General features: G+C 68.2%; 19 protein-coding genes. 7 read left to right on the top strand and 12 right to left on the bottom strand.

Annotated features, from left to right (window positions below; genetic code table 11):
• The first annotated feature begins 16 nt into the window (after window positions 1-16).
• Window positions 17-496: a copper chaperone PCu(A)C gene (locus BLQ70_RS12775; RefSeq protein ID WP_091857283.1), complete on the top strand. Its 480-nt coding sequence runs from the start codon at window positions 17-19 to the stop codon at window positions 494-496.
• Window positions 497-619: 123 nt separating this feature from the next.
• Here BLQ70_RS12775 and BLQ70_RS12770 read toward each other — a convergent pair whose 3' ends face one another.
• Both BLQ70_RS12770 and BLQ70_RS12765 read right to left on the bottom strand, forming a co-directional pair.
• Complete coding sequence (locus BLQ70_RS12770; RefSeq protein ID WP_091857761.1) at window positions 620-1,549, bottom strand: dihydrodipicolinate synthase family protein; 930 nt, start codon at window positions 1,547-1,549, stop codon at window positions 620-622.
• A 169-nt stretch (window positions 1,550-1,718) separates the two neighbouring features.
• Window positions 1,719-2,405 (bottom strand): fumarylacetoacetate hydrolase family protein, encoded by a 687-nt coding sequence (locus tag BLQ70_RS12765; protein WP_061971663.1) that lies wholly within the window; start codon window positions 2,403-2,405, stop codon window positions 1,719-1,721.
• 216 nt (window positions 2,406-2,621) lie between these two features.
• Here BLQ70_RS12765 and BLQ70_RS12760 point away from each other — a divergent pair, with 216 nt between their 5' ends.
• Window positions 2,622-2,831, top strand: coding sequence for a cold-shock protein (locus BLQ70_RS12760; protein ID WP_061971665.1), 210 nt, complete (start codon window positions 2,622-2,624; stop codon window positions 2,829-2,831).
• A 204-nt stretch (window positions 2,832-3,035) separates the two neighbouring features.
• Here BLQ70_RS12760 and BLQ70_RS12755 read toward each other — a convergent pair whose 3' ends face one another.
• Together BLQ70_RS12755 and BLQ70_RS12750 are read right to left on the bottom strand one after the other, a co-directional pair.
• Complete coding sequence (locus BLQ70_RS12755) at window positions 3,036-4,274, bottom strand: multidrug effflux MFS transporter (protein ID WP_244512005.1); 1,239 nt, start codon at window positions 4,272-4,274, stop codon at window positions 3,036-3,038.
• 139 nt (window positions 4,275-4,413) lie between these two features.
• A complete protein-coding gene (locus BLQ70_RS12750; RefSeq protein WP_091857282.1) occupies window positions 4,414-5,049 on the bottom strand; it encodes a glutathione S-transferase family protein in 636 nt (211 codons plus the stop codon).
• A 127-nt stretch (window positions 5,050-5,176) separates the two neighbouring features.
• On the opposite strand from BLQ70_RS12750, the gene BLQ70_RS12745 reads away from it, so the two are divergent.
• Complete coding sequence (locus BLQ70_RS12745; protein WP_091857281.1) at window positions 5,177-5,926, top strand: hypothetical protein; 750 nt, start codon at window positions 5,177-5,179, stop codon at window positions 5,924-5,926.
• 9 nt (window positions 5,927-5,935) lie between these two features.
• Here the strand turns inward: BLQ70_RS12745 and BLQ70_RS12740 are convergent, their stop codons facing one another.
• A complete protein-coding gene (locus tag BLQ70_RS12740) occupies window positions 5,936-6,883 on the bottom strand; it encodes a lysylphosphatidylglycerol synthase domain-containing protein (protein WP_061971670.1) in 948 nt (315 codons plus the stop codon).
• A 280-nt stretch (window positions 6,884-7,163) separates the two neighbouring features.
• On the opposite strand from BLQ70_RS12740, the gene BLQ70_RS12735 reads away from it, so the two are divergent.
• Window positions 7,164-7,466, top strand: a complete 303-nt coding sequence (locus BLQ70_RS12735; protein ID WP_061971671.1) for a hypothetical protein — start codon at window positions 7,164-7,166, stop codon at window positions 7,464-7,466.
• A gap of 37 nt (window positions 7,467-7,503) precedes the next feature.
• On the opposite strand, the gene BLQ70_RS12730 is transcribed toward BLQ70_RS12735, so the two are convergent.
• Together BLQ70_RS12730 and BLQ70_RS12725 are read right to left on the bottom strand one after the other, a co-directional pair.
• The gene (locus BLQ70_RS12730; RefSeq protein ID WP_061971673.1) at window positions 7,504-9,789 is read right to left on the bottom strand and encodes an NADP-dependent malic enzyme; all 2,286 of its coding nucleotides are present in this window, start codon (window positions 9,787-9,789) and stop codon (window positions 7,504-7,506) included.
• A 121-nt stretch (window positions 9,790-9,910) separates the two neighbouring features.
• The gene (locus tag BLQ70_RS12725) at window positions 9,911-11,743 is read right to left on the bottom strand and encodes a methyl-accepting chemotaxis protein (RefSeq protein WP_170843397.1); all 1,833 of its coding nucleotides are present in this window, start codon (window positions 11,741-11,743) and stop codon (window positions 9,911-9,913) included.
• Between the two features lie 103 nt (window positions 11,744-11,846).
• Between BLQ70_RS12725 and mutS the strand changes: the two genes are divergently transcribed.
• Window positions 11,847-14,570 carry a DNA mismatch repair protein MutS gene (gene mutS / locus BLQ70_RS12720; protein WP_091857279.1) on the top strand — a complete coding sequence of 908 codons (2,724 nt, stop codon included), beginning with the start codon at window positions 11,847-11,849 and terminating at the stop codon, window positions 14,568-14,570.
• A gap of 1 nt (window position 14,571) precedes the next feature.
• On the opposite strand, the gene BLQ70_RS12715 is transcribed toward mutS, so the two are convergent.
• The 3 genes from BLQ70_RS12715 to BLQ70_RS12705 all read right to left on the bottom strand — a co-directional run bounded on the left by BLQ70_RS12715 (window position 14,572) and on the right by BLQ70_RS12705 (window position 17,337).
• Window positions 14,572-15,429 (bottom strand): C40 family peptidase, encoded by an 858-nt coding sequence (locus tag BLQ70_RS12715; protein ID WP_091857278.1) that lies wholly within the window; start codon window positions 15,427-15,429, stop codon window positions 14,572-14,574.
• Window positions 15,430-15,470: 41 nt separating this feature from the next.
• Entirely contained in the window at window positions 15,471-15,824 is a 354-nt protein-coding gene (locus BLQ70_RS12710) for a MarR family winged helix-turn-helix transcriptional regulator (RefSeq protein ID WP_091857277.1), read from the bottom strand.
• 142 nt (window positions 15,825-15,966) lie between these two features.
• On the bottom strand, window positions 15,967-17,337 hold the full coding sequence (locus BLQ70_RS12705) for a leucyl aminopeptidase family protein (RefSeq protein WP_244512004.1): 1,371 nt from the start codon (window positions 17,335-17,337) through the stop codon (window positions 15,967-15,969).
• Between the two features lie 176 nt (window positions 17,338-17,513).
• Here BLQ70_RS12705 and BLQ70_RS12700 point away from each other — a divergent pair, with 176 nt between their 5' ends.
• Window positions 17,514-18,416 (top strand): tetratricopeptide repeat protein, encoded by a 903-nt coding sequence (locus BLQ70_RS12700; RefSeq protein WP_113586345.1) that lies wholly within the window; start codon window positions 17,514-17,516, stop codon window positions 18,414-18,416.
• A gap of 287 nt (window positions 18,417-18,703) precedes the next feature.
• Here the strand turns inward: BLQ70_RS12700 and BLQ70_RS12695 are convergent, their stop codons facing one another.
• Together BLQ70_RS12695 and BLQ70_RS12690 are read right to left on the bottom strand one after the other, a co-directional pair.
• The gene (locus tag BLQ70_RS12695; RefSeq protein ID WP_091857276.1) at window positions 18,704-19,345 is read right to left on the bottom strand and encodes an NrsF family protein; all 642 of its coding nucleotides are present in this window, start codon (window positions 19,343-19,345) and stop codon (window positions 18,704-18,706) included.
• Between the two features lie 86 nt (window positions 19,346-19,431).
• Window positions 19,432-20,004: a sigma-70 family RNA polymerase sigma factor gene (locus BLQ70_RS12690; protein ID WP_061971685.1), complete on the bottom strand. Its 573-nt coding sequence runs from the start codon at window positions 20,002-20,004 to the stop codon at window positions 19,432-19,434.
• Between the two features lie 154 nt (window positions 20,005-20,158).
• On the opposite strand from BLQ70_RS12690, the gene BLQ70_RS12685 reads away from it, so the two are divergent.
• Complete coding sequence (locus BLQ70_RS12685) at window positions 20,159-21,037, top strand: CE1 family esterase (RefSeq protein ID WP_091857275.1); 879 nt, start codon at window positions 20,159-20,161, stop codon at window positions 21,035-21,037.
• Window positions 21,038-21,099 lie beyond the last annotated feature (62 nt).

Genomic DNA, 21,099 nt, shown 5'->3' with positions numbered 1-21,099 from the left:
ATCCAGGATATCCATCATGAAGCTTTCCTATTCACTCGCCGCCGCGGCTCTCCTGCTCTCGGCCGGCTTCGCCACCGCCCATGAATTCAAGGCGGGTCCGCTCAAGATCGGCCATCCCTGGTCGCGCGCCACGCCGGCTGGCGCCAAGGTCGGCGGCGGCTATCTTTCGATCGAGAACACGGGCACGGTCGCGGACCGGCTGGTCTCGGTGTCCGTTCCCTTCGCGACGCGCGCGGAAGTCCATGAGATGGCGGTCAAGGACGGCATCATGACGATGCGGCCACTGGACAATGGCGTCGATGTTCCGGCCGGCGCCAAGGTCGAGTTCAAGCCCGGCGGCTACCACATCATGTTCATGGACCTGAAGCAGCAGCTCAAGCAGGGCGAGATGATGAAGGGCACGCTGACCTTCGAGAAGGCCGGGACCGTCGATGTCGAGTTCAAGGTCGACTCGATTGCGGCAAAGGGCGGCGAGGGCGAGCACAAGGGGCATTGAGCCCCAGGCTGCCACATGCCGTCATGGTCGGGCTTGTCCCGACCATCTACGTCTTCATGGATCGAAAGGCGTGTTCAAGCCGTGGATGCTCGCCACGGGGGCGAGCATGACGGTTGCGGTTCTTCAGATCTTCGCGCGCGGATCGTGTTTGGCGATGCGCGACAGCAGGTAGTCCACCTCGGCCTTGGCCGCGGCGCTGAGCGCCGCGCCCGGCTTGCGCTGGGCGTCATGGCTGAGAATGCCGCGCTTCATCATCGTATACTTGCGCACGGCGAGGCCGACGCCCTGCTGCTGCTCGTAGCGCATCAGCGGCAGATGCGCGTCGAAGATGTCATGGGCCTCGTCGCGCTTGCCGGCCTTCTGCAGGCGGACCACGTCGATCAGCAGCTCCGGGAAGGCATAGCCGGTATTGGCGCCGTCCGCGCCGCGCTCCATCTCGAAATCGAGGAAGAGTCCGCCATTGCCGGTCACGATCGAGATCGGGCGCAGCGAGCCTTCCTTCTGGAACTTGCGCAGCGTCGAGATCTTCTCCAGCCCCGGCCAGTCCTCGTGCTTCAGCATCACGCAGGACGGATTGTCCATGACGATCTTGCGGATCACGGCCGGCGTCATCACCACCGAGAGCGTCAGCGGGTAGTCCTGGATGACGAAGGGGATGTCGCTGCCGATTGCCTCGACGGCCTGCGCGTAATAGCCGGTGATCTGGTCGTCGGTGCGCAGTGAGGGTGGCGGGGCGATCATCACGCCGCCGGCGCCGAGATCCATCGCCTGCCGGGCGAGCGAGCGCATCGCCGCGAAGCCGGGCGCCGAGACGCCGACGATGATCGGCTTGCCGCCCATCCGGGCGACGCAGCGCTTGACCAGCTCGACCGATTCCTCGGGCTCGAGCTTGGGCGCCTCGCCCATGATGCCGAGCACGGTGACGCCGTCCGAGCCGATGTCGTGGTAGAACTGGAACAGCCGGTCGGCCGAGGCCCAGTCGATGCTGCCGTCAGGATTGAACGGGGTCGGCGCGATCGGGAAGACGCCGGAAGCGTCGGGAGTGAGGCGCATGATGCGGTCCTTCAAAATAGCTGAAGATTACTGTCCCACTCAGCCCTCATCCTGAGGAGCCGCGTCAGCGGCGTCTCGAAGGATGCTCCAGATGGTTCCGGAGCCTCCTGGACCATCCTTCGAGACGCAAGCCATCGGCTTGCTCCTCAGGATGAGGGCTGAGATAGACTCAGGCGATGCGGGTGCGGACGGTGCCGACGCCGACGATCTCGCCTTCGAGTACGTCGCCCTTGTTCACCGCGGCGACGCCTTCCGGCGTGCCCGTGAAGATCAGGTCGCCCGGCTTCAGTTCGACGAGGCCGGAGAGATAGGCGATCGTCTCCTCGACATTCCAGATCTGCTTGGCGAGGTCGGATGTCTGGCGCACGACGCCGTTGACGGTGAGCTCGATTTTGCCGGCGCTGGGATGGCCGGCATGGCTCGCCGGCACGATCTCGCCGATCGGGCCGGAGAGATCGAAGCCCTTGGCCATGTCCCAGGGCCGGCCGGCCTTCTTGGCGACGTTCTGCAGGTCGCGGCGGGTCATGTCGAGGCCGGCGGCATAGCCGTAGACATGGGCCAGCGCCTCGGATTCGGGGATGTCCTTGCCGCCGGTGCCGATGGCGACGACGAGCTCCATCTCGTGGTGGAGGTCCTTCGTCTTGCTCGGATAGGGCATGTCGGCGCCGTTGATCAGCAGCGCATCGGCCGGCTTGGTGAAGAAGAACGGGTCCTCGCGGTCGGGATCATGGCCCATCTCGCGGGCATGTTCGGCATAGTTGCGCCCGACGCAGAAGATGCGCCGTACCGGGAAGGAGCCGCCGCCCGCGACCGGGACGGCCGTCACGGCCGGCGGGTCGATCACAAAATTGCTCATCCTGCTGCTCCCTTGATCACAAGCTTGCGCCGTTCATGGGCGAGCGGCGCCCGGACCGCAAGCGGCTTGCGGCGGCGGCGGGCCTGCACGGGAGGCATTGCGGCACGCTTTTCGCAGGCGCGGCACGGGTTGTGCGGCGCGTCGTTGCAAGTGGGACGATTTGCTCCTTACATTACCCCGCCGGGGGAACCGGCGAGCCTATGGAAGGAACGGCATGTGAGTACGGGAACCGTGAAATGGTTCAACGAGACCAAGGGTTACGGCTTCATCACCCCGGATGGCGGCGGCAATGATGTCTTCGTCCATGTCAGCGCAGTGACGCGCGCTGGTCTGCGCGGTCTGAACGAAGGGCAGAAGGTCAGCTACGACCTCGAGCCCGATCGCAAGACCGGCAAGAACTCGGCCGTGAACCTGCAGACGACCTGAGCGCTTTTCTGCGTTCTGCGGGAAGGCGGTGGCGGCGTCTTTCCCGAGCCTAGGGCGGACCGCTTTCGGCCCATGTCGGACCGAAGCGGATTCCAGGCATTCCCGTCGCCGCAGGCGGCGGTGCGCAGGTGAAAGCATCGGGCCGCAAAGTGGATCCCACTTTTCGGAAAAACCCGATGCGATGACAAGGGCCTAAGGGCTTTCTCAGACCCGGCCCGGCGCCGGATGGAACAGCCGGCCTCGCTCCACGATCAGCACGACGACGAGCGCCGCGATGCCGCAGAGCGCGAAGCCCAGCGTCAGCGGCACGACCGTGCCGTTGAAATGCTGGCCGATATAGAAGCCGAGCAGCGCGCCGATCACCGTGGTGACGAAGCCCTGCACCGAGGAGGCCGTGCCGGCGACATGGCCGAGCGGCTCCATCGCCATCGCCCCGAAATTGGGGCCGATCAGCCCGAAGCAGAACATCGCCCCGCCCTGCAGGATCGCGAAGCTCCAGAGCGATTCATGGCCGGCCAGCGCCACCAGCGCATGGATGCCGGTCAGCGCGATATAGCCGAGCAGCGCGCCATGCGAGACGCGGCGCATCCCGAGCTTGCCGACGATGCGCGAATTCAGCAGCGAGGACGCCGCCATGAACATCGCGATCAGGGCGAAGATGGTGGTGAACAGCTCCGGCGCGTGGAAGACGTCGACGAAGACCTGCTGCGCCGAGTTGATGAAGCCAAAGAGGCCTCCGAGCACGAAGGCCATGGCCAGCATGTAGCCGACGCCGATGCGGCTGGTCAGCGTCGTCCGGAAGGAGGCGAGCACGCTCGCTGGCTCGATCGGCTTGCGGTCCTCGGGATGCTGGGTCTCCGGCAGTTTCAGCAGGACCCAGATCATCACGACAGCGCCGAAGCTGGTCAGCACGCCAAAAATCCAGCGCCAGGGCGCGACCCAGAGGATCGCCTGGCCGATCGAGGGCGCCAGGATCGGCACGGCCAGGAAGACGATCATGGCGAGCGACATGACGCGCGCCATCTCGCGGCCGGAATAGCAGTCGCGCACGATCGAGACGACGAGCACGCGGGTCGCGGCGGCGCCGATGCCCTGCACCACGCGCGCTGCCATCATCGCCTCGAACGAACCGGCGAAGGCAGCGGCGATGCTGGCGACGACGTAGATCGAAAGGCCCGTGAGCAGCACCGGGCGCCGGCCGAACCGATCCGAGATCGTGCCGTAGAAAATCTGCGAGACGCCGAAGCCGAGCAGATAGGCGGTGATGATCCATTGCCGCTGGTTGGCCTCGGCGATGCCGAGCGCCTCGGCCATCTGCGGCAAGGCCGGCAGCATCGAATCGATGGCGAGCGCATTCGTCGCCATCAAGGCGGCGGTCAGGCCGACGAAGGGGTAGAAGCCCATGCCGTGGCGCGGCCGGGCAAGGGCGGACATGTCGTTCATGGCGATCGCGAAGCTTGCTGCTAGACCCGGCGGCTGCGGTCATGCGGCAGCGGCGGGCGAAATTCTGCCCGCAGCATTAGCCCCGCCGGGTCCGCCGGGCAACCGGTCCAATCGGCCATGCGCCATGCGCCGGGCGCGTTCACCCTTGCTTCTGCATCTCGGCCATCAGCGCATCGTCGATCTCGGCGGCGCGCCGGGCCGCCGGCCGCGCGGAGATGCGGGCGCCATAGGCCTCGAAGGCCGGCCGCTTCTCGATCGTGCCGAATTGCAGCCCCCACAGGACCTGCGAGCCGACATAGACGTCGGCGGCGCTGAAACGGTCGCCGGTCAGGTACTCGCCGCGGGTCACCGCGTATTCGAGCGTGTCCATCGTATCGGCATAGGTGCCGTAGCCGATGGCCCGCGCCCGGTCGGGCGGCACTTCCAGGCCGAAGGCCTTGCTGGCGACGGCGGCCTCGACCGGGCCGGCGGCGAAGAACATCCAGCGATAATAGGGGCCGCGCGACCGGCTGTTCGGCGCGGGCGCGAGCCCGGCCTGCGGGAAGGCATCGGCCATATAGGCGCAGATCGCAGCGCATTCGGTCACGACCGTGTCCCCATGCTGCAGCGCCGGCACCTTGCCCATCGGGTTGATTGCCTTGTAAGCGGCGCCTTTCATGGGCTCGCCGAAGCCGACGATCTCGGCTCGGTAGGGCTGGCCGATCTCCTCCATCATCCAGCGGGCGATGCGTCCGCGTGACATCGGGTTGGTGTAAAGGACGAGTTCGTCGGCCATCGTCTTTTGCCTCCGTGATGGTTCGAGGATGCCCTTATCCTGCGGCATCGGCGTGACGCTGTCAGGAGCCCGTCGCCTGACGCGGGCAGCCTGAGCTGTTATCGTCGCGACGAAACAGGACGGAAACATGAACGAATCAGGCGTGGCGCGCAGCGTTTCCGTCAGCGACGGGCGGATGGCGATCGAGGGTCTGTCGACCCGCTATGTCCAGGATGCGGCGCGGCGCTTCCGGCTGTCGGCTTCGGGCCTGCGTTTCGTCGGCGGCTTCGAGAGCCGCGACGGCCGTCTGGAGGAAAGCCGGCGCTTCCTCGCCGAGGCGACGGTTGTCGATGGCGGCTTGCGCCGCGCCGGGCGCGAAGGCGAGGCCGGCACGATCGCCCTGACCTTGCGCCCGCTGTCGCAGGCTGGCGAGCAGCCACGCCTCCTCCTGATGCTCGGCTGTCGCGACGAGGGCGGCGCCTCGCAGCCCTTCGCCGAGGCCTTTCTGGCGCCCGCCGTGTTTGCAGCGCTCGAGGCGGATATGCAGGTCGGCCTGGCGCAGGACATCTCGCTGAGCGCTACGACGAGCCTCTGGATGCGCGAGGAGGATCGCGGGCGCGCACAGGGCGAGCCGCTCGACTGGTATCTCGGCCTCGACGCCGATGGGCGCTCGGCCCAGCCCGCGCGCGGCTTCATCGAGACGATCGAGTGGCGGCCTCGCGAGCGTCCGGTCGCCATCGAGACCGCGCCGACCTCCGATCCCGCGCCGGCTCCCGTCCATGAGACCGAGGATGACTGGCCGGAAACCGCTGCCGAGCAGCTGGGCAAAATCAACTGGAGCTTCCGCCTGCTCCTGCTGATGCTGGCCTTCCTGCTGATCATCGTCGCGATGAAGTAGGCGCAGACCCTACGGCTCGTGGCGACGGATGCGGCGGATCATCTCGTTCAGCGCCAGCAGGACCAGCGCCAGGATGAACGGCAGGATGTAGTAGACCACCCGGAAGATCAGCAGCGCGCCCAGCACATGCTCGTAGGGGAAGCGGTTGAGCGCGACGAGCATCGTCGCCTCGAACACGCCGAGCCCGCCCGGCGCATGGCTGGCGATGCCGATCAGGCAGGCGAAGATATAGGCGGCGAGGAAGGTCGGATATTCCAGGCCGTAGCCGCCGGGCAGCAGCACGAAGAGCACGGCGGCGGCCGCGCAGACCTCGCAGGCGCCGAGCGCCATCTGGCCGAGCGTGGTGCCGAGGCCGGGCAGGTGCAGGTTCCAGCCGCGCACCCGGATCGTCCGCTCGTCCGTGGCGATCCAGGCGAGATAGCCGAGGATGCCCAGGCCCACGAGCCCGCCGACGATCTGGACGACCAGCGGCGAGGTCCGCGCCAGCATCGCCACCGCATCGGCCGAATAGATCAGGCTGGCGCAAAGGATGGCGCCGAGCCCGAGCCAGAAGGTGATGCCGGCGATCACCGTCAGGCTCGCCACCTCGGAGGCGCGCACCCCCTTCGGCGAATAGATCCAGTAGCGCACCGTGCCGCCGGTCACGATCGGGAAGCCGAGCGTGAACGAGACGGAATAGCTGGTGAAGGAGGCGAGCGCGGTTGTGCGATAGGGAATCGAGAGGCCGAGCCGACGCAGCGCCAGCTTGTCGTAGCCGGTCAGCAGCAGATAGCTCAGCGCGGTGAAGGCGACGGCGAGGCCGAGCTGGCGCAGGCTGGCATTGGCGAAGGCGCCGGCAAGCTGGCCCGGCTCCATCCCGCTGATGATATGCCAGAGCACGACCAGCGAGGCGCCGAAGATGACGAAGCTCGCCAGCGGGCCGAGCCACCACCAGCGGCTGCGCTTGCGCAGGGGCATTCCTGGCTCATGCGGGCCGAACGACATGCGCTCTCGGGGTTGCGCGGCGCTGCGGGATCGCGGCGGCGCGGTGGCGGGCGGGGCTCGGGTTCAAGCTCCGCCCGACAGATAACGCCTCGGCGGCAATGCACAAGCCGCTGCGACGAATGACGCCGATGAAGGAGGCGACTGGCGCGATGCGCTCACCTCCCCGACCATGGCCAGGCGCGTGCGATCGCGGGGCGGGAACAGCGATGCGCAGCCTTGCGTTTCCAGTTCGAATTCACAGGGGAGTTTTGCCATGCCTCAGGGAGACAAGTCCGCCTACACCGACAAGCAGAAGCGCAAGGCTGAGCATATCGAGGAAAGCTACGAGGAACGTGGCGTTTCGCACGAAGAGGCCGAGCGCCGCGCCTGGGCGACCGTCAACAAGGACAGCGGCGGCGGCAACAAGTCCGGCTCAGGTCGGGGGCAGCCGGACACCGATGAAGCCGCAAAGCGGGGTGGCAAGCTGGGTGGCGAAGCTTCCGCCGCGCGGCCGAAAGCGGCGCGTTCCGCTTCAGCGAAAAAGGCAGCCGAGACGCGCAGGAAGAAGGCATCCTGAGCCGGACGATCCGTCCGGCTCAGGCGTTGTCGGGCAATCAGCCGCCGATATTGAAGGCGGCGAGGGCGGCCATGTTGACGATGTCGGAATCCTTGGCGCCGAGCGGCACGATCTGGATCGGCTTGTCGAGGCCGACGATCAGCGGGCCGATCACGGTCGCGCCGCCAAGCTCCTGCAGCAGCTTGGTCGAGATCGAGGCCGAGTGGAAGGCCGGCATCACCAGCACGTTCGCCGGCCCCGAGAGGCGGCAGAACGGGTACTGGCTCATCACCTCCCGGTTGAGCGCGACATCGGCCGCCATCTCGCCGTCATACTCGAAATCGACGCGCTGGCCGTCGAGCAGCGCCACGGCCTCGCGCACCTTCTCGGAACGCTCGCCGGCCGGATGCCCGAAGGTCGAGAAGGCGAGCATCGCGACCTTCGGCTCATAGCCCAGGCGTCGCGCGACGCCAGCCGCCTCGATCGCGATTTCCGAGAGCTGCCGCGCGGTCGGCATCTCGGTGATCGCGGTATCCGCCACGAGGACGGTGCGGTCCCGCGAGATCACGACCGAGATGCCGATCACCCGGTGGCCCGGCTTCTCGTCGATGACGCGGCGGACCTCTTCCAGCGCGATCGAGTAGTTGCGGGTGACGCCGGTCACCATCGCATCGGCATCGCCGAGGGCCACCATCGCCGCGGCGAAATGGTTGCGGTCCTGGTTGATCAGGCGCTGGCAGTCGCGGAACAGATAGCCCTGCCGCTGCAGCCGCTCGTAGAGATATTGCGCATAGGCGCTGTTGCGGTGGGAGAGCCGGGCATTCTGGATCGAGATGCCCTTGGCTTCGAGATCGACGCCGAGGAAGGTCGCAGCTTCGGTGATGCGGTCCTCGCGGCCGACCAGGATGGCATGGCCGAGCCCCTGCGCCACGAAGGAGGCGGCGGCGCGGATGACCTGCTCCTCCTCGCCCTCGGCGAAGACGACGCGCTTGGGATAGCGCCGGACGCGTTCGAAGATGCGGTTGAGCGTGCCGGCGATCGGGTCGCGCCGGGCCGAGAGCTGCGCCTTGTAGGCGGCGACGTCGACGATCGGCTTGCCGGCGACGCCTGAGTCCATCGCGGCCTTGGCGACGGCCATCGGCACGACATGGATCAGGCGCGGGTCGAAGGGCACCGGGATGATATAGTCCTTGCCGTAGCGCGGCCGGGAACCCTGATAGGCGGCGGCGACCTCGTCGGGTACGTCCTCACGGGCGAGCATCGCCAGCGACTCGGCCGCGGCGATCTTCATCTCCATGTTGATCGTGGTCGCGCGCACGTCGAGCGCGCCGCGGAAGATGAAGGGGAAGCCCAGCACGTTGTTGACCTGGTTCGGATAGTCCGAACGGCCGGTCGCCATGATCGCGTCGTCGCGGATGGCATGGACCTCCTCCGGCGTGATCTCCGGATCGGGATTGGCCATGGCGAAGATGATCGGGTTCGGCGCCATCGCGGCGACCATCTCCGGCGTCACCGCGCCCTTCTGCGATAGGCCGAAGAAGGCGTCGGCCCCGTCCAGCGCCTGCGCCAGCGTGCGCCGGTCGGTGACCGCGGCATGAGCCGATTTCCACTGGTTCATGCCCTCGGTGCGGCCCTGGTAGATCACGCCCTTGGTGTCGCAGAGAATGACGTTGTCGGGCTTGAAGCCCATCGCCTTGAGCAGTTCGATGCAGGCGATGGCGGCGGCACCCGCGCCGTTGATGACGAGCCTGGTCGTCTTGATGTCGCGCCCGGTGATATCCAGCGCGTTGATCAGGCCGGCGGCGGCGATGATCGCGGTGCCGTGCTGGTCGTCATGGAAGACGGGGATGTCCATCAATTCGCGCAGGCGCTGCTCGATGATGAAGCACTCGGGCGCCTTGATGTCCTCGAGATTGATGCCGCCGAAGGACGGGCCGAGATAGCGCACGGCGTCGATGAACTTGTCCGGGTCCTCGGTATCGACCTCGAGATCGATCGAGTCGACATCGGCGAAGCGCTTGAACAGGACCGACTTGCCCTCCATCACCGGCTTCGAGGCGAGCGCGCCGAGATTGCCGAGGCCGAGGATCGCGGTGCCGTTGGTGATCACGGCGACGAGGTTCGAGCGCGTCGTGTAGTCATAGGCGCGCGACGGATCCTCCGCGATCGCCAGCACCGGTACGGCAACGCCGGGCGAATAGGCCAGCGAGAGGTCGCGCTGCGTCGCCATCGGCTTGGTCGGCACGATTTCCAGCTTGCCGGGCCGTCCCTGCGAATGGAACAGCAGGGCTTCCTGATCGGTAAAGGTCGGGCGGGCTCTCTTGGTCGTCGGACGGTCGTTCATCGAAGCGTCTTTTCTTGTGCGTTTCCTCGAGGGGTACCGACCATAAGGCGGCGGCGCCCGAGATCACAAGCGGCGAGTGCTTCACAGAACTCTTGTCGTGGCGAAGGGTATCCCGGGCGGGTCAGGTCCGCGAGGCGGTGCGCACGCTGCGCACGAAATCCGCGACATAGCGGTCGAGCGCCTCGGCCTGCTCGTCGACCTTGCGGGCGGCCTCCGCGACATGGATCGCGGCATCGCCGGTGACGCGTGCTTCCGCGCCGACGGCCCCGACATTGGTGGTGACGGTGTCGGCGCTCAGCGCGACGGCCTGCGCATCGGTGGCGATCGTCGAGGCGATGCCGGCTTGGCGGCTGACGACGGCGGCGATCGCGCCCGAGGTCTGCTCGATCGTCGTCATCGTGCCTTCGATATGGGCGACGGCCTCGAAGGCGGTCGCGGCGGCGCCGCGGATATCGGCCAGCGTCGCGGCGATGTCGCGGGTCGCCTTCTGCGTCTGCTCGGCGAGCGTCTTGACCTCGCCGGCCACCACCGCGAAGCCGCGTCCGGCCGCCCCGGCGCGGGCCGCCTCGATCGTCGCGTTGAGGGCGAGCAGGTTGGTGCGGGCCGCGATCTCCTCGATGAAGTCGAGCACGGCGCGGACCTTGTCGGCAGCTTCCGTCAGCCCGGCGACGTCGCTGCGCGTGCTGCGGACGTAGGATGCAGCGGCGCGCACGGTGTCGTCGGCATGGCTGGTCTGCTGGGTGAGTTCGCGGATCGAGGCCTCGATCTCTTCGGCCGCGATCGCGACGCTGCCGATCCGGCGCGAGGCGCTGCCGGCCTCCTGCGTCACGCTTTCGGCGCGCTGAGTCGTCTTGTTGGCGTTCTCGACCATCTGGCCGGCGGCATCGTGCATGCCGCGCAGCGAGGCGCCGACATCGCGGAGCGCCTTGCCGACGGTTCGCTCCAGATCACCGGCCAGCGCGTCGAGGGTCGTCTTGCGCAGCGTCTCGATCTCGCCGCGGCGGGTTTCCAGCGTCTTTTCGGAGGTGATGTCGAGCAGGATGCCGTCCCAGACCAGCGTTCCGTCGCGCAGGCGTCGCTTGGTCGATTCACTGCGCAGCCAGACGATGCCGCCGTCGGGCGCGTGATAGCGTCCCTCGAAGCGCCAGAGCGTCTCGGTGTCCTGCTGGTCGCGCCGCTGCTGCTCGAAACGGGTGCGATCCTCCGGAAGGAGTTTTCCAAGCCAGATCTCCGGGTCCCGTTCGACCTCTTCCCTGGTGATGCCGAGCAGCCTGTCGATGGCGAAGGAGGCGAACTGATAGGTCAGCGTGTCGTCCGGTCGCACGATGCGCTGGTAGAGCGTGCCCGGCGCGCGATCGATCAGCGTGCGCAGCCGATAGGCCGTTTCCCGTCTTTCGCTGTCGTTGATGACGATGATGCCGGTCAGGAAGATGCCGATCGTTCCGACCAGGATCATCACCGGCACGGCTTCGCGCAGGAAGCGCTCGCCGGCCGCGCCAGGGATGAAGCCCACCGAGGCGATCAGGATGAGGGCGTCGATGGCGCTCAGCGCGGCGAGATCTCCGATGCCGAGCGGCCGCCGGCGGCGCGCCAGCCACAGGGCATAGGCGATGCCGATCAGGGCGCGGGCGAGGATGCCGGTGATGCCCGTCACCATGCCGACGCCGCCGCTGAGATAACGCATTACGACGAGCGGCGCAGCCGTCAGGACGGAGGCGATCGGTCCGCCGACCGGGCCGGCGAGGATCGCGAAGCTGTTGCGCGAATCGACGACGAGGCCGGGCATGATCTCGAAGGGGTTGCCCATGCTGACGAGGGCGCCGGCCGCGAACAGCACGCCAACAATGACCTGACGCAGCCAGGAGCGGTCGCTGAGCCGAGGCGTCGCGACGGTCAGCAGCAGTCCCGCCAGCAGCAGGAAGAACAGGCTCTCGGCGAGATTGATCAGCAGCAATGTGGAGGCCCTGGCCCGATTCGGCGCCCGAATATTGCTTTCAATTGTTGAAAGCCGTCCTAACGGATGGCCTTGCCCGGGCATTTTGCTAGCGTGCCGCGCAATGCGCCAGAATTCCTCTTCCGAACCCGCCCGTCCCGCGCCCCCGGCTGCGGCCGCCGACCGCGTCACGCCGATGATGGCGCAGTACGTCGAGATCAAGGCCGCCAACCCGGACTGCCTGCTGTTCTATCGGATGGGCGATTTCTACGAATTGTTCTTCACCGACGCGGAGATCGCCTCGCGCACCCTCGGCATCGTGCTGACCAAGCGCGGCAAGCACCAGGGCGACGACATCCCGATGTGCGGCGTGCCGGTCGAGCGTGCCGACGACTATCTCCAGCGCCTGATCGCCGCCGGCCATCGCGTCGCCGTCTGCGAGCAGACCGAAGATCCGGCCGAGGCCAGGAAGCGCGGCAACAAGTCGGTGGTGAAGCGCGACGTGGTGCGCCTCGTCACGCCGGGCACCATCACCGAGGAGCGCCTGCTCGAACCCGGCCGCGCCAGCCTGCTGGTCGCCGTCGCGCGCCGCAAGACCGGAGAATCGGCCTCCCTCTACGGGCTCGCGGCGATCGACATCTCGACCGGCCGCTTCACCGTGATGGAGACGCCGCAGGAGCGGCTCGCCATCGAGTTCTCCCGGCTGGAGCCGCGCGAGATCGTCTGCCCGGACGCGATCCATGACGATCCCGAGCTCAAGGAATTCTGGCGCGAGATCGCGGTCCCGGTGACGCCGCTCGCCCGTGACGGACTCGACGCGGCCTCGGCCGAGCGGCGCCTGAAGGAATTCTTCGGCGTCGCCACGCTCGATGCCTTCGGTGCCTTCACGCGGGCCGAGATCGCCGCGGCCGGTGCGGCGCTCGCCTATGTCGAGCGCACCCAGCTCGGCGCCCGCCCGCCGCTCTCGGCCCCGGTGCGCGATGCCGGCTCGGCGACGATGCTGATCGACGCGGCGACGCGCGCCAATCTCGAACTGACGCGCACCCTCAGTGGCGAGCGCCAGGGCAGCCTGCTCGCCACCATCGACCGCACGGTGACGCCGGGCGGAGCGCGCCTCTTGGCCGAACGCCTCGCCGGCCCGCTGACCGACTCCGCCGCCATCGCGGCGCGCCATGATGCGGTCGAGCTGCTCGTCGCGGATGCCGGCTTGCGCGAGGATCTGCGTTCCGCCCTGGAGAAGGTGCCGGATGTCGCCCGCGCGCTGGCGCGCCTCTCGCTCGACCGGGGCGGCCCGCGCGATCTCGCGGCGCTCGGCGCCGGGCTCGATGCAGCGCGTGCGATCGCCGCCTTGCTGGTCCGGCGCGGCGAGCTCCCCGTCGAGCTTTCCCGTGCCATGCGCGCTCTCGGCGAGAGCGATCCCGATCTGCCTGTCCGCCTCAACGCGACACTGGCCGACGAATTGCCGCTCAACCGCCGCGACGGCCGTTTCGTGCGTGAGGGGTTTGACGCGGCGCTCGACGAATTGCGCCTGCTCCAGATCGACTCGCGCAAGGTCATCGCCCAGTTGCAGGCACGCTACGCGACCGAGACCAACTGCCGGACTTTGCGCATCAAGCACAACGCCATGCTCGGCTATTTCGTCGAGGTGCCGCAGGCAGCCGGTGAGGAGTTCCTGCGCGATCCCTGGCGCGCGACCTTCGTGCATCGCCAGACCATGTCCGACGCGATGCGCTTCTCCTCGGTCGAGCTCGGCGAGCTCGAAGCCAAGATCGCCTCCGCCGCCGACCGGGCGCTGAAGCTCGAACTCGCGATTTTCGCCGCGCTCTGCGAGGCCGTGCTCGCCCAGGCCGAGCCGATCAAGGCGGCAGCGCTGGCGCTGGCCGAACTCGACGTTGCAGCCGCGCTGGCCGATCTCGCCATGCGCGAGGGCTGGAGCCGTCCGCAGGTCGATGACGGCGTCGCCTTCACCATCGAGCGCGGCCGCCACCCCGTGGTCGAGGCCGCGCTGAAGCGCGACGGAAAACCCTTCGTCGCCAACGACACCGAATTGTCGCCACCGGCCACTGAGGCCAAAGGCGGGCGCATCTGCCTGATCACCGGTCCGAACATGGCCGGTAAATCAACCTTCCTGCGCCAGAACGCCCTGATCGCGGTGCTCGCCCAGATGGGCTCCTTCGTCCCGGCGGCTTTGGCGCATATCGGCATCGTCGACCGGCTGTTCTCGCGTGTCGGCGCGGCCGACGATCTCGCGCGCGGGCGATCGACCTTCATGGTCGAGATGGTCGAGACTGCTGCGATCCTGAACCAGGCCGGCCCGCGCGCGCTGGTCATTCTCGACGAGATCGGACGCGGCACCGCGACCTTCGACGGTCTCTCGATCGCCTGGGCAGCGATCGAGCATCTCCACGAGATCAACCGCTGCCGCAGCCTGTTCGCGACCCACTATCACGAGCTGACGGCGCTCGGAGACCGGCTCGACCGCGTCGCCAACGCCACCGTCCGCGTCACCGAATGGAAGGGCGAGGTCGTCTTCCTGCACGAGGTCGTGCCGGGCGCGGCCGATCGCTCCTACGGCATCCAGGTCGCCAAGCTCGCTGGCCTCCCGCCGGCCGTGGTCGAGCGCGCCCGCGCCATCCTCGGCGAGCTCGAGAAGACCGAGCGCGAGAAGCCGGTCGCCTCGCTGGTCGACGATCTCCCGCTTTTCGCCGTGCCACAGCGTCGGCAGACGCCGGTGGTTCCCCAAGGCGAGCCGGACGGGTTGCGCGAGGCGCTTGCCGGGATCGACCCGGACGAGATGACCCCGCGCGAGGCGCTGGAAGCGCTCTATCGCCTGAAGGGTTTGGGCTGAACTAGCCCAGCCGCTTGATCGCCGTGATCTCGCCGAAGCTCTTGGCGCGGATGCGGTCGCGCGCTTCGTGCAGGGGCTCGCGATAGACGCTCATCACATGCCCGCTGGCGTGGAGCAGCGTGTCGGGGGCGGTCAGGATGCCGACATGGCCCTTCCAGAAGATCAGGTCTCCACGCTGGAGCCCCGATAGATCCTCGCGCAGTTCGACCGGGCGGCCGAGCGTCGCTTCCATCATGTCGGAATCGCGCGGCGCGGAAATCCCGGCCACCGCGAGGCTGAGTTGCGTCAGCCCCGAGCAGTCGAGCCCGAGGCTGGTCTTGCCGCCCCAGAGATAGGGTACGCCGACGAAGCGCTCGGCGACCCCTACGAAATCCGGCTCGGGCTGGTCGAGCGGCGCGAGATGGGCGGCGAAGACATGGCCGCCATCGGCCAGAACCGCGAAATCGCCCTTGCTCTCGACCACGGCGACATTGGCGCCGAGCGACAGCGCGGTGAGCGGCGGCAGTTTGATCGAGGGGCCGGGATAGACGAAGGTCCGCAAGCCCGCGACGCGATGCGTGGGCGCCGGCTGGTCCGGGCGCAAGGCATCGTCGGGGATGTAGCCGACATAGCCGTCGCGAGCGAGCTGCGCCCAGGCCCAGCCCTCCTCGCGCTCATAGACCTCAACCAGTTCGCCTGCGAGCGCCTCGGTATCGAGCGCGGCATCGGGGCGCGGTTCACGCCGTACTGGGGCGGAGGCCGCGACGATGCGCATCGGTTGCGGATCGGCGAAGCGGGCGGCCTCGACCTGGCCCGTCAGCGCGCGCGCTGCGAGATCGGGGCGGAAGGCATGGATACGGCGGTCGAGAATCGCGGTCATGGCGGCAATCTAGCGTGGCGGGAGACGGTTCGGGAGGGGCCTCAGCTTCCGCCGATCTCCCTGGCATGCTCTGTCACCAGATCGGCCAGGCGCTCGACGGCGAGCGCCCCGGCGACGGTGCGCTGGATCACGACATTGCGGCGGTCGGCCTCGTCGCGCTTGCGCGTCAGCAGGCCGAGCTTGCCGAGCGTATCGAGGGCGCGGGTGATCACCGGCTTGGTCACGCCGAGCTGCTGGGCGAGACCCCGCACCGTATGCGGCGGCAATTCGAGGTAGACGGTGAGCAGGATCGCGGTCTGGCGGGCCGAGAGATCGGCATCATGATCCCGCACCAGATCGAGATGCACCTGCCGCCACAGCTTGAGCGCCTGCGAAGGCCTGATCTCCAGGGGCATGAACGGGTCCAGATCGTTACGGACCCGTATCATTATCCCGGTGGAGCTGCCGCGCAATCGCCTTTGCCGATCAGCCTTAACCGCGCGGATAAAGCATCGGCCCGAAAAGCGGAGACCGGTTTTCGGACCAGCCGATGCGGGATCAAAAACGCTGTTTCACCAGCGCATGGATCAGCCGCGCGCCCTGGCATTCGCCGCCCTCTGGCCGCCCCGGCTTGGCCGAGGGATTCCAAGCATAGATGTCGAAATGGACATAGGATTGCGTCTTCTCGACGAAGCGGTTGAGGAACAGGGCCGCCGTGACCGAGCCGGCCATGCCGCCAGTGGAGATATGGTTGACGTCGGCGATCTTGGAATCGAGCAGGCCGTCATAGGGCGGCCAGAGCGGCAGCCGCCAGACCGGGTCGTTCACGGCCATGCCGAGCCGCGCGATCTCGGCGGCGAGGCTCTCGTCATGCGTGTAGAACGGCGGCAGGTCCGGGCCGAGCGCGGTCCGTGCGGCGCCGGTCAGCGTCGCGAAATCGACGAGCAGCTCGGGCGCCTCCTCGTCGGCCAGCGCCAGCGCATCGGCCAGGATCAGCCGGCCTTCGGCGTCGGTGTTGCCGATCTCGACCGAAAGGCCCTTGCGGCTCGCCAGCACGTCGCCGGGCCGGAAGGCATTGCCGGACACGGAATTCTCGACGGCCGGCACCAGCAGCCGCAGCCGCACGGGCAGCTTCGCCAGCATGATCATCCGCGCCGCCGCGATCGCCGCCGCCGCGCCGCCCATGTCCTTCTTCATCAGCAGCATCGAGGCGTCGGGCTTGAGGTTGAGCCCGCCCGTGTCGAAGGCGACCCCCTTGCCGACGAGCGTGACCTTGGGATGGGCAGGGTCGCCCCAGACCAGGTCGACGAGCCGCGGCGCGCGTGTCGAGGCGCGGCCGACGGCGTGGATCATCGGGAAATTGCGGGCGATCAGGTCGTCGCCGACGATGCTGGCGACCGTCGCGCCGCATTCGGCCGCGAGTCCGCGGATCGCCGCTTCGATTTCGCCCGGCCCGAGTTCGTTGGCCGGCGTGTTGACGAGGTCGCGCGCCAGCATCGCGGATTCGGCGATCACGCTGATTTCCTCGCCGTCGACGCCGTCGGGTACGACCAGCCGGGCGCGGGCCGGGTTCGGTTTGCGGTAGCGATCGAAGCGATAGCCCTGCAGCAGCCAGCCCAGCGTCGCCAGTGCCGGATCGTCGATAGCGCCGGACAGCGTGTAGTCGCTGGCCGGCAGCAATGCGGCGAGGCGGCCCGGCGCGAACGGATCGGGTCGGCGCCCGGTGGTGTCGACGCCGAGCAGGACGGTCGCGATGGCCCCTTGCGGATCCGGCAGCAGGCAGTGCTGGCCGGCACGGCCGGCGAAACCCTGGGCGAGGGCAAAGCTGCGGTTGGTCGGCGACAACTGGTCCAGAAGGGCGGGCCATGTGCCGGTCGAGACGGCGTGAACGGGAATGCCTGCGGCGGTCGAGGTCAGGAGGCTGTGCACGAGCGGTGTTCGATTTCGAGCGGGAGCATCGGGGCGGCGATTAAGAATGCATTAGGGTTAACGCTTTATCACCGGATCGACCAGACAAACCCATCCAGACGACCCGTGTTCGGGAGGCGATCCGGCCCATGTCTTCTTCAGCCCGGCCCCATTCCTCAGTCCGCCTTGCAGCCTCGATGCAGCCCCTGTCCGCTCCCGTGGCCCATCGCGGCTCGCGGGCCGGCCTCGGCCTCGCGGTCTGCCTTGCGGCGCTCGTCCTGGCGGGCTGCCAGGGGCGCGGTGGCCCGGGCGACATCACCGGCTCGATCGGCCGCAGCCAGGCGAGCCAGCCGCGTACGGCGGCGGGCTGGCAGGCCGACCGGGAGACCTGGGCGAAGCGCTACGACGCCAACCCCAAGGACCGGGACGCCGCCTTCTACTATGCGCGCGCGCTGCGCAGCCTCGACCAGAACGCACAGGCCCTGGCCGTGCTTCAGGGCGCCGTCCTGATCCACCAGAACGATCGCGAGCTTCTTGGCGCCTATGGCCGTTCGCTCGCCGATAACGGGCGCCTGCGGGAGGCGGACGACGTTCTCTCGCGGGCGCATTCGCCCGAGCGCCCCGACTGGCGCATCCTGTCGGCGCAGGGCACGGTCGCCGATCAGCTGGGCGACCACACCCGTGCCCAGCAGATCTACCAGTCCGCGCTGAAGCTTGCTCCCAACGAGCCGACGATCATGTCGAATTACGGGCTGTCGCTCGCCCTCTCGCGCAACCTGCCGGAGGCCGAGCGCATCCTGGCCGAGGCCGCAGCCTCCGAGCGCGCCGATGCCCGCGTCCGTCAGAACCTCGTCCTCGTCCTCGGCCTGCAGGGCCGCTTCGGGGAGGCGGAGACCTGGGCGCGGCGCGATCAGAGCCCGGCCGAAGCCGCCCAGACGATCGCCTATCTCAAGCGCAGCGTCAGCCAGCGCAACAGCTGGGAGATGCTCAAGGGTGGCAAGAATGGCCAGTCCCAGTCGGGCCAGGCCCAGTCGCCCGCCAGGCAGCCGCCGCCGGCGCGGGGAGCGGGTTCCCCGCCGGCCGCAACCCCGTCCGCCTGAACTGCCATTTCCAGGGATCGCCGGGCTCAAAAAAGCCCGGCGCTGGTATCCGGGCCGTCTCAAAGACGCCGTCGAGATATGCTGGAAGTAGCGGCCGGAGCTGGGTGTGGTATCGAGCAGCGCTGCGAACGGTTGTTGCCAGATGGCAGGCCTGTAAGGAAACAGGGCTGCACCGCACCATAAGCAGACGCAGTTCGTCCACACGCGTGCAGGACCCCCCGTACCAGCGGCGGCGACGACAATGCTGGAAGCCAGAGCATCGTTTTGGCGCACGGTGCGCATTCGCGTCACCAGCGCAGGAAACGCGGCAGGATGAGCGCGCCGAGCGCGGTCATGATCGCGGTCGCGATCGTGTACCAGGTCGCCAGGAAGGGCGCGGTATCGTCCGGGCAGTGCAGGCTGTAGGCGATCGTGGCGAGCCCAGCCGAGGCGAGGCCGGCGCAGGCCCCCGTCAAGGCGCTGTCGACCGGTGCGCCGCGGCGAGCCAGCAGCAAAAGCACGACGAGCGGAAGCAGCGCGTAGAGCGGTACCGCAATGAGGCAGGCTCGCCAGTAGCGGCCGAAGATCAAGGCATGCCATTGCTCGGCCGGCGCCTGCGCCAGCGTCAGGAGGGCCCAGCCAGCAGCAGCCAGCAGCGGGAGCGCAACGAGCGGCAGGCGCCGCGCCGGCTTCAGGCCCGGCCGCAGGCTGTTCTGGAACAGCACGAGCGCAATGGCCGCGACGCTGGCGCCGAATGCGGCCTTGGCGATGACCGGCAGCGTCGTCCAGGCGCTTGCGAGGTCGGGCCTGGTTCCGAGCGTCAGCAGGACAAGTCCGGCCGTTGCCGCGAGCGCCGCGAATGCCGAGAGCCACGTCGTGCGACGCAGCCAGCCGGTATCGACCGGCCGGCTGTCCATGCTCATCAGGGAGATCAAATCGTCGGTCTGCATGTCCGATTTTCGAAGGTGTCCGGTTCAAGGGGAGTTCGCGCGGAGCCGGCGAAAGGTTACGGCGTGTCGATGCCTGATGCACATCGTCATGGTTGCTTCCTCCGTTTCGAGAGGAATTGTGCCATGGCCTGAAGGCCGCGATGGATCGCGACCTTGGCTGCCGTTTCCGTCATCCCGGCAGCGGTGGCGGCGTCGGCGACGCTGGTGCCCTGGAGCTTGACCTGATCGATCAGGCGCCGTGTGCGCTCCGGCAAAGCTTCCATCGCGCGTGCCAGATCGAGCCTTGCGTCGACCGCGGCACTCTCCGGAGGGCCTGCGAGCTGATGGGCTTCGTCCTCAAGCGGCAGGGCTCCGACATGGCGGCCGGAGCGGCGCAGATGATCCACCAGCTTGTAGCGCGCGATCGCATGCGCCCAGGCCGTCACCGGGCTCGCGGCGTCGTAGGTGTGGCGCGACAGGTGCAGCGCCAGCAGGGTTTCCTGCAGCACGTCCTCGGCCTCGCTCGCCTCGGTCCGACCGGCACGGGCCAGCATCTGGCGGAGATAGCCGCGCAGCCGCAAGCTGATCGTGTCGAGGAACAGGCGATAGGCCGCGGCATCGCCGGCAAGGGCCGCGAGGAAGATCGGTCGGAGCTGGGTTTCGAGCTCTTGCAGCGACACGTCTTGCGCTTGTTCGCAGGGGGATTCGCAACGCAAGTCCGTTGCATGGCCAGGGCCGGCTCACAAGCCCGCGATGGCCGGGTGAAGCGCCGGCGCGCTCCGGCTACGCTCGCGCGCAAGGGCAGGCTTCAGCGAAGCAGCGGAGAGATCGCAAATGGCATCGAGGCTAGGGCTCGTCGGTGCGCTGGCCGGCTTCGTCCTGATGGCGTCGGCCGCGGCGCAGACGCTCGTCCCTGCCCAGTCCCGCGATGCCTGCCCTGCGGATGCAGGCTGCAGCGTGGCGAGCGGCCGTTACCGCATCGTGCTACCGCCGCAGGCGTCGGCAGGGCGGAAGGTCGGCGCGATCATGTACTTCCACGGCTATCAGGGTTCGGCCGAGGAGGTGATCGCCGATGCCGGCCTCGTCGCTGTTACCCGACGTCTTGGCGTCGCGCTGATCGCGCCCGACGGCGCCGGGCGCTCATGGTCCTATCCTGGCTCGCCTGCCCGTCATCGCGATGAGTTCGTCTTCGTCGGACAGGTGCTCGACGATGTCGCCGCGCGCTTTCCCATCGATCCCGGCCGCATCCTTGCGAGCGGTTTTTCGCAGGGCGGTTCGATGGTCTGGTATCTCGGCTGCCGGATGCCCGGGCGCTTTGCTGGCTTCGCGCCGATTGCGGGGGCTTTCTGGGAGCCGGTGCCGGAAAGCTGCGCAGGTCCGCGCCCGCCGCTGATCCATGTCCATGGCATGAGCGACACGACCGTGCCGCTCGCCGGCCGCACCCTGCGCCAGGGCTCCCGGCAGGGCGATGTCTTCAAGAGCCTCGCGGTCTTCGCGCCGGGCGGCTGTACCGCAGGCTGGGCGGAAGCTGCCCGCGCCGCTCTCAAGCCGGAAGGCTTGACCTGCCGCGTCGCGACCGGTTGTGGCGGCCCGGCGCGGCTGGAGCTCTGCCTGCATGGCGGTGGCCATGTCGCAGACGCTGCCTGGGTCGAACGCGCCTGGCGCCTGACGATGCGGCCGCCTGCCTCGGCTGCCGGTCTCACGTCTCCGTGATCGTGTAACCAAACCGGGCTCCCGCGCGATCTCTCCCGCAGAGCCGCTTTTGCGGCAAGGCG

The organism is Allobosea robiniae, from assembly GCF_900102525.1.
Classification (GTDB): Bacteria; Pseudomonadota; Alphaproteobacteria; order Rhizobiales; family Beijerinckiaceae; genus Allobosea; species Allobosea robiniae.
The sequence above is the reverse complement of the archived record's forward strand: the minus strand, read 5'-3'. Positions and strand labels throughout refer to the sequence as shown.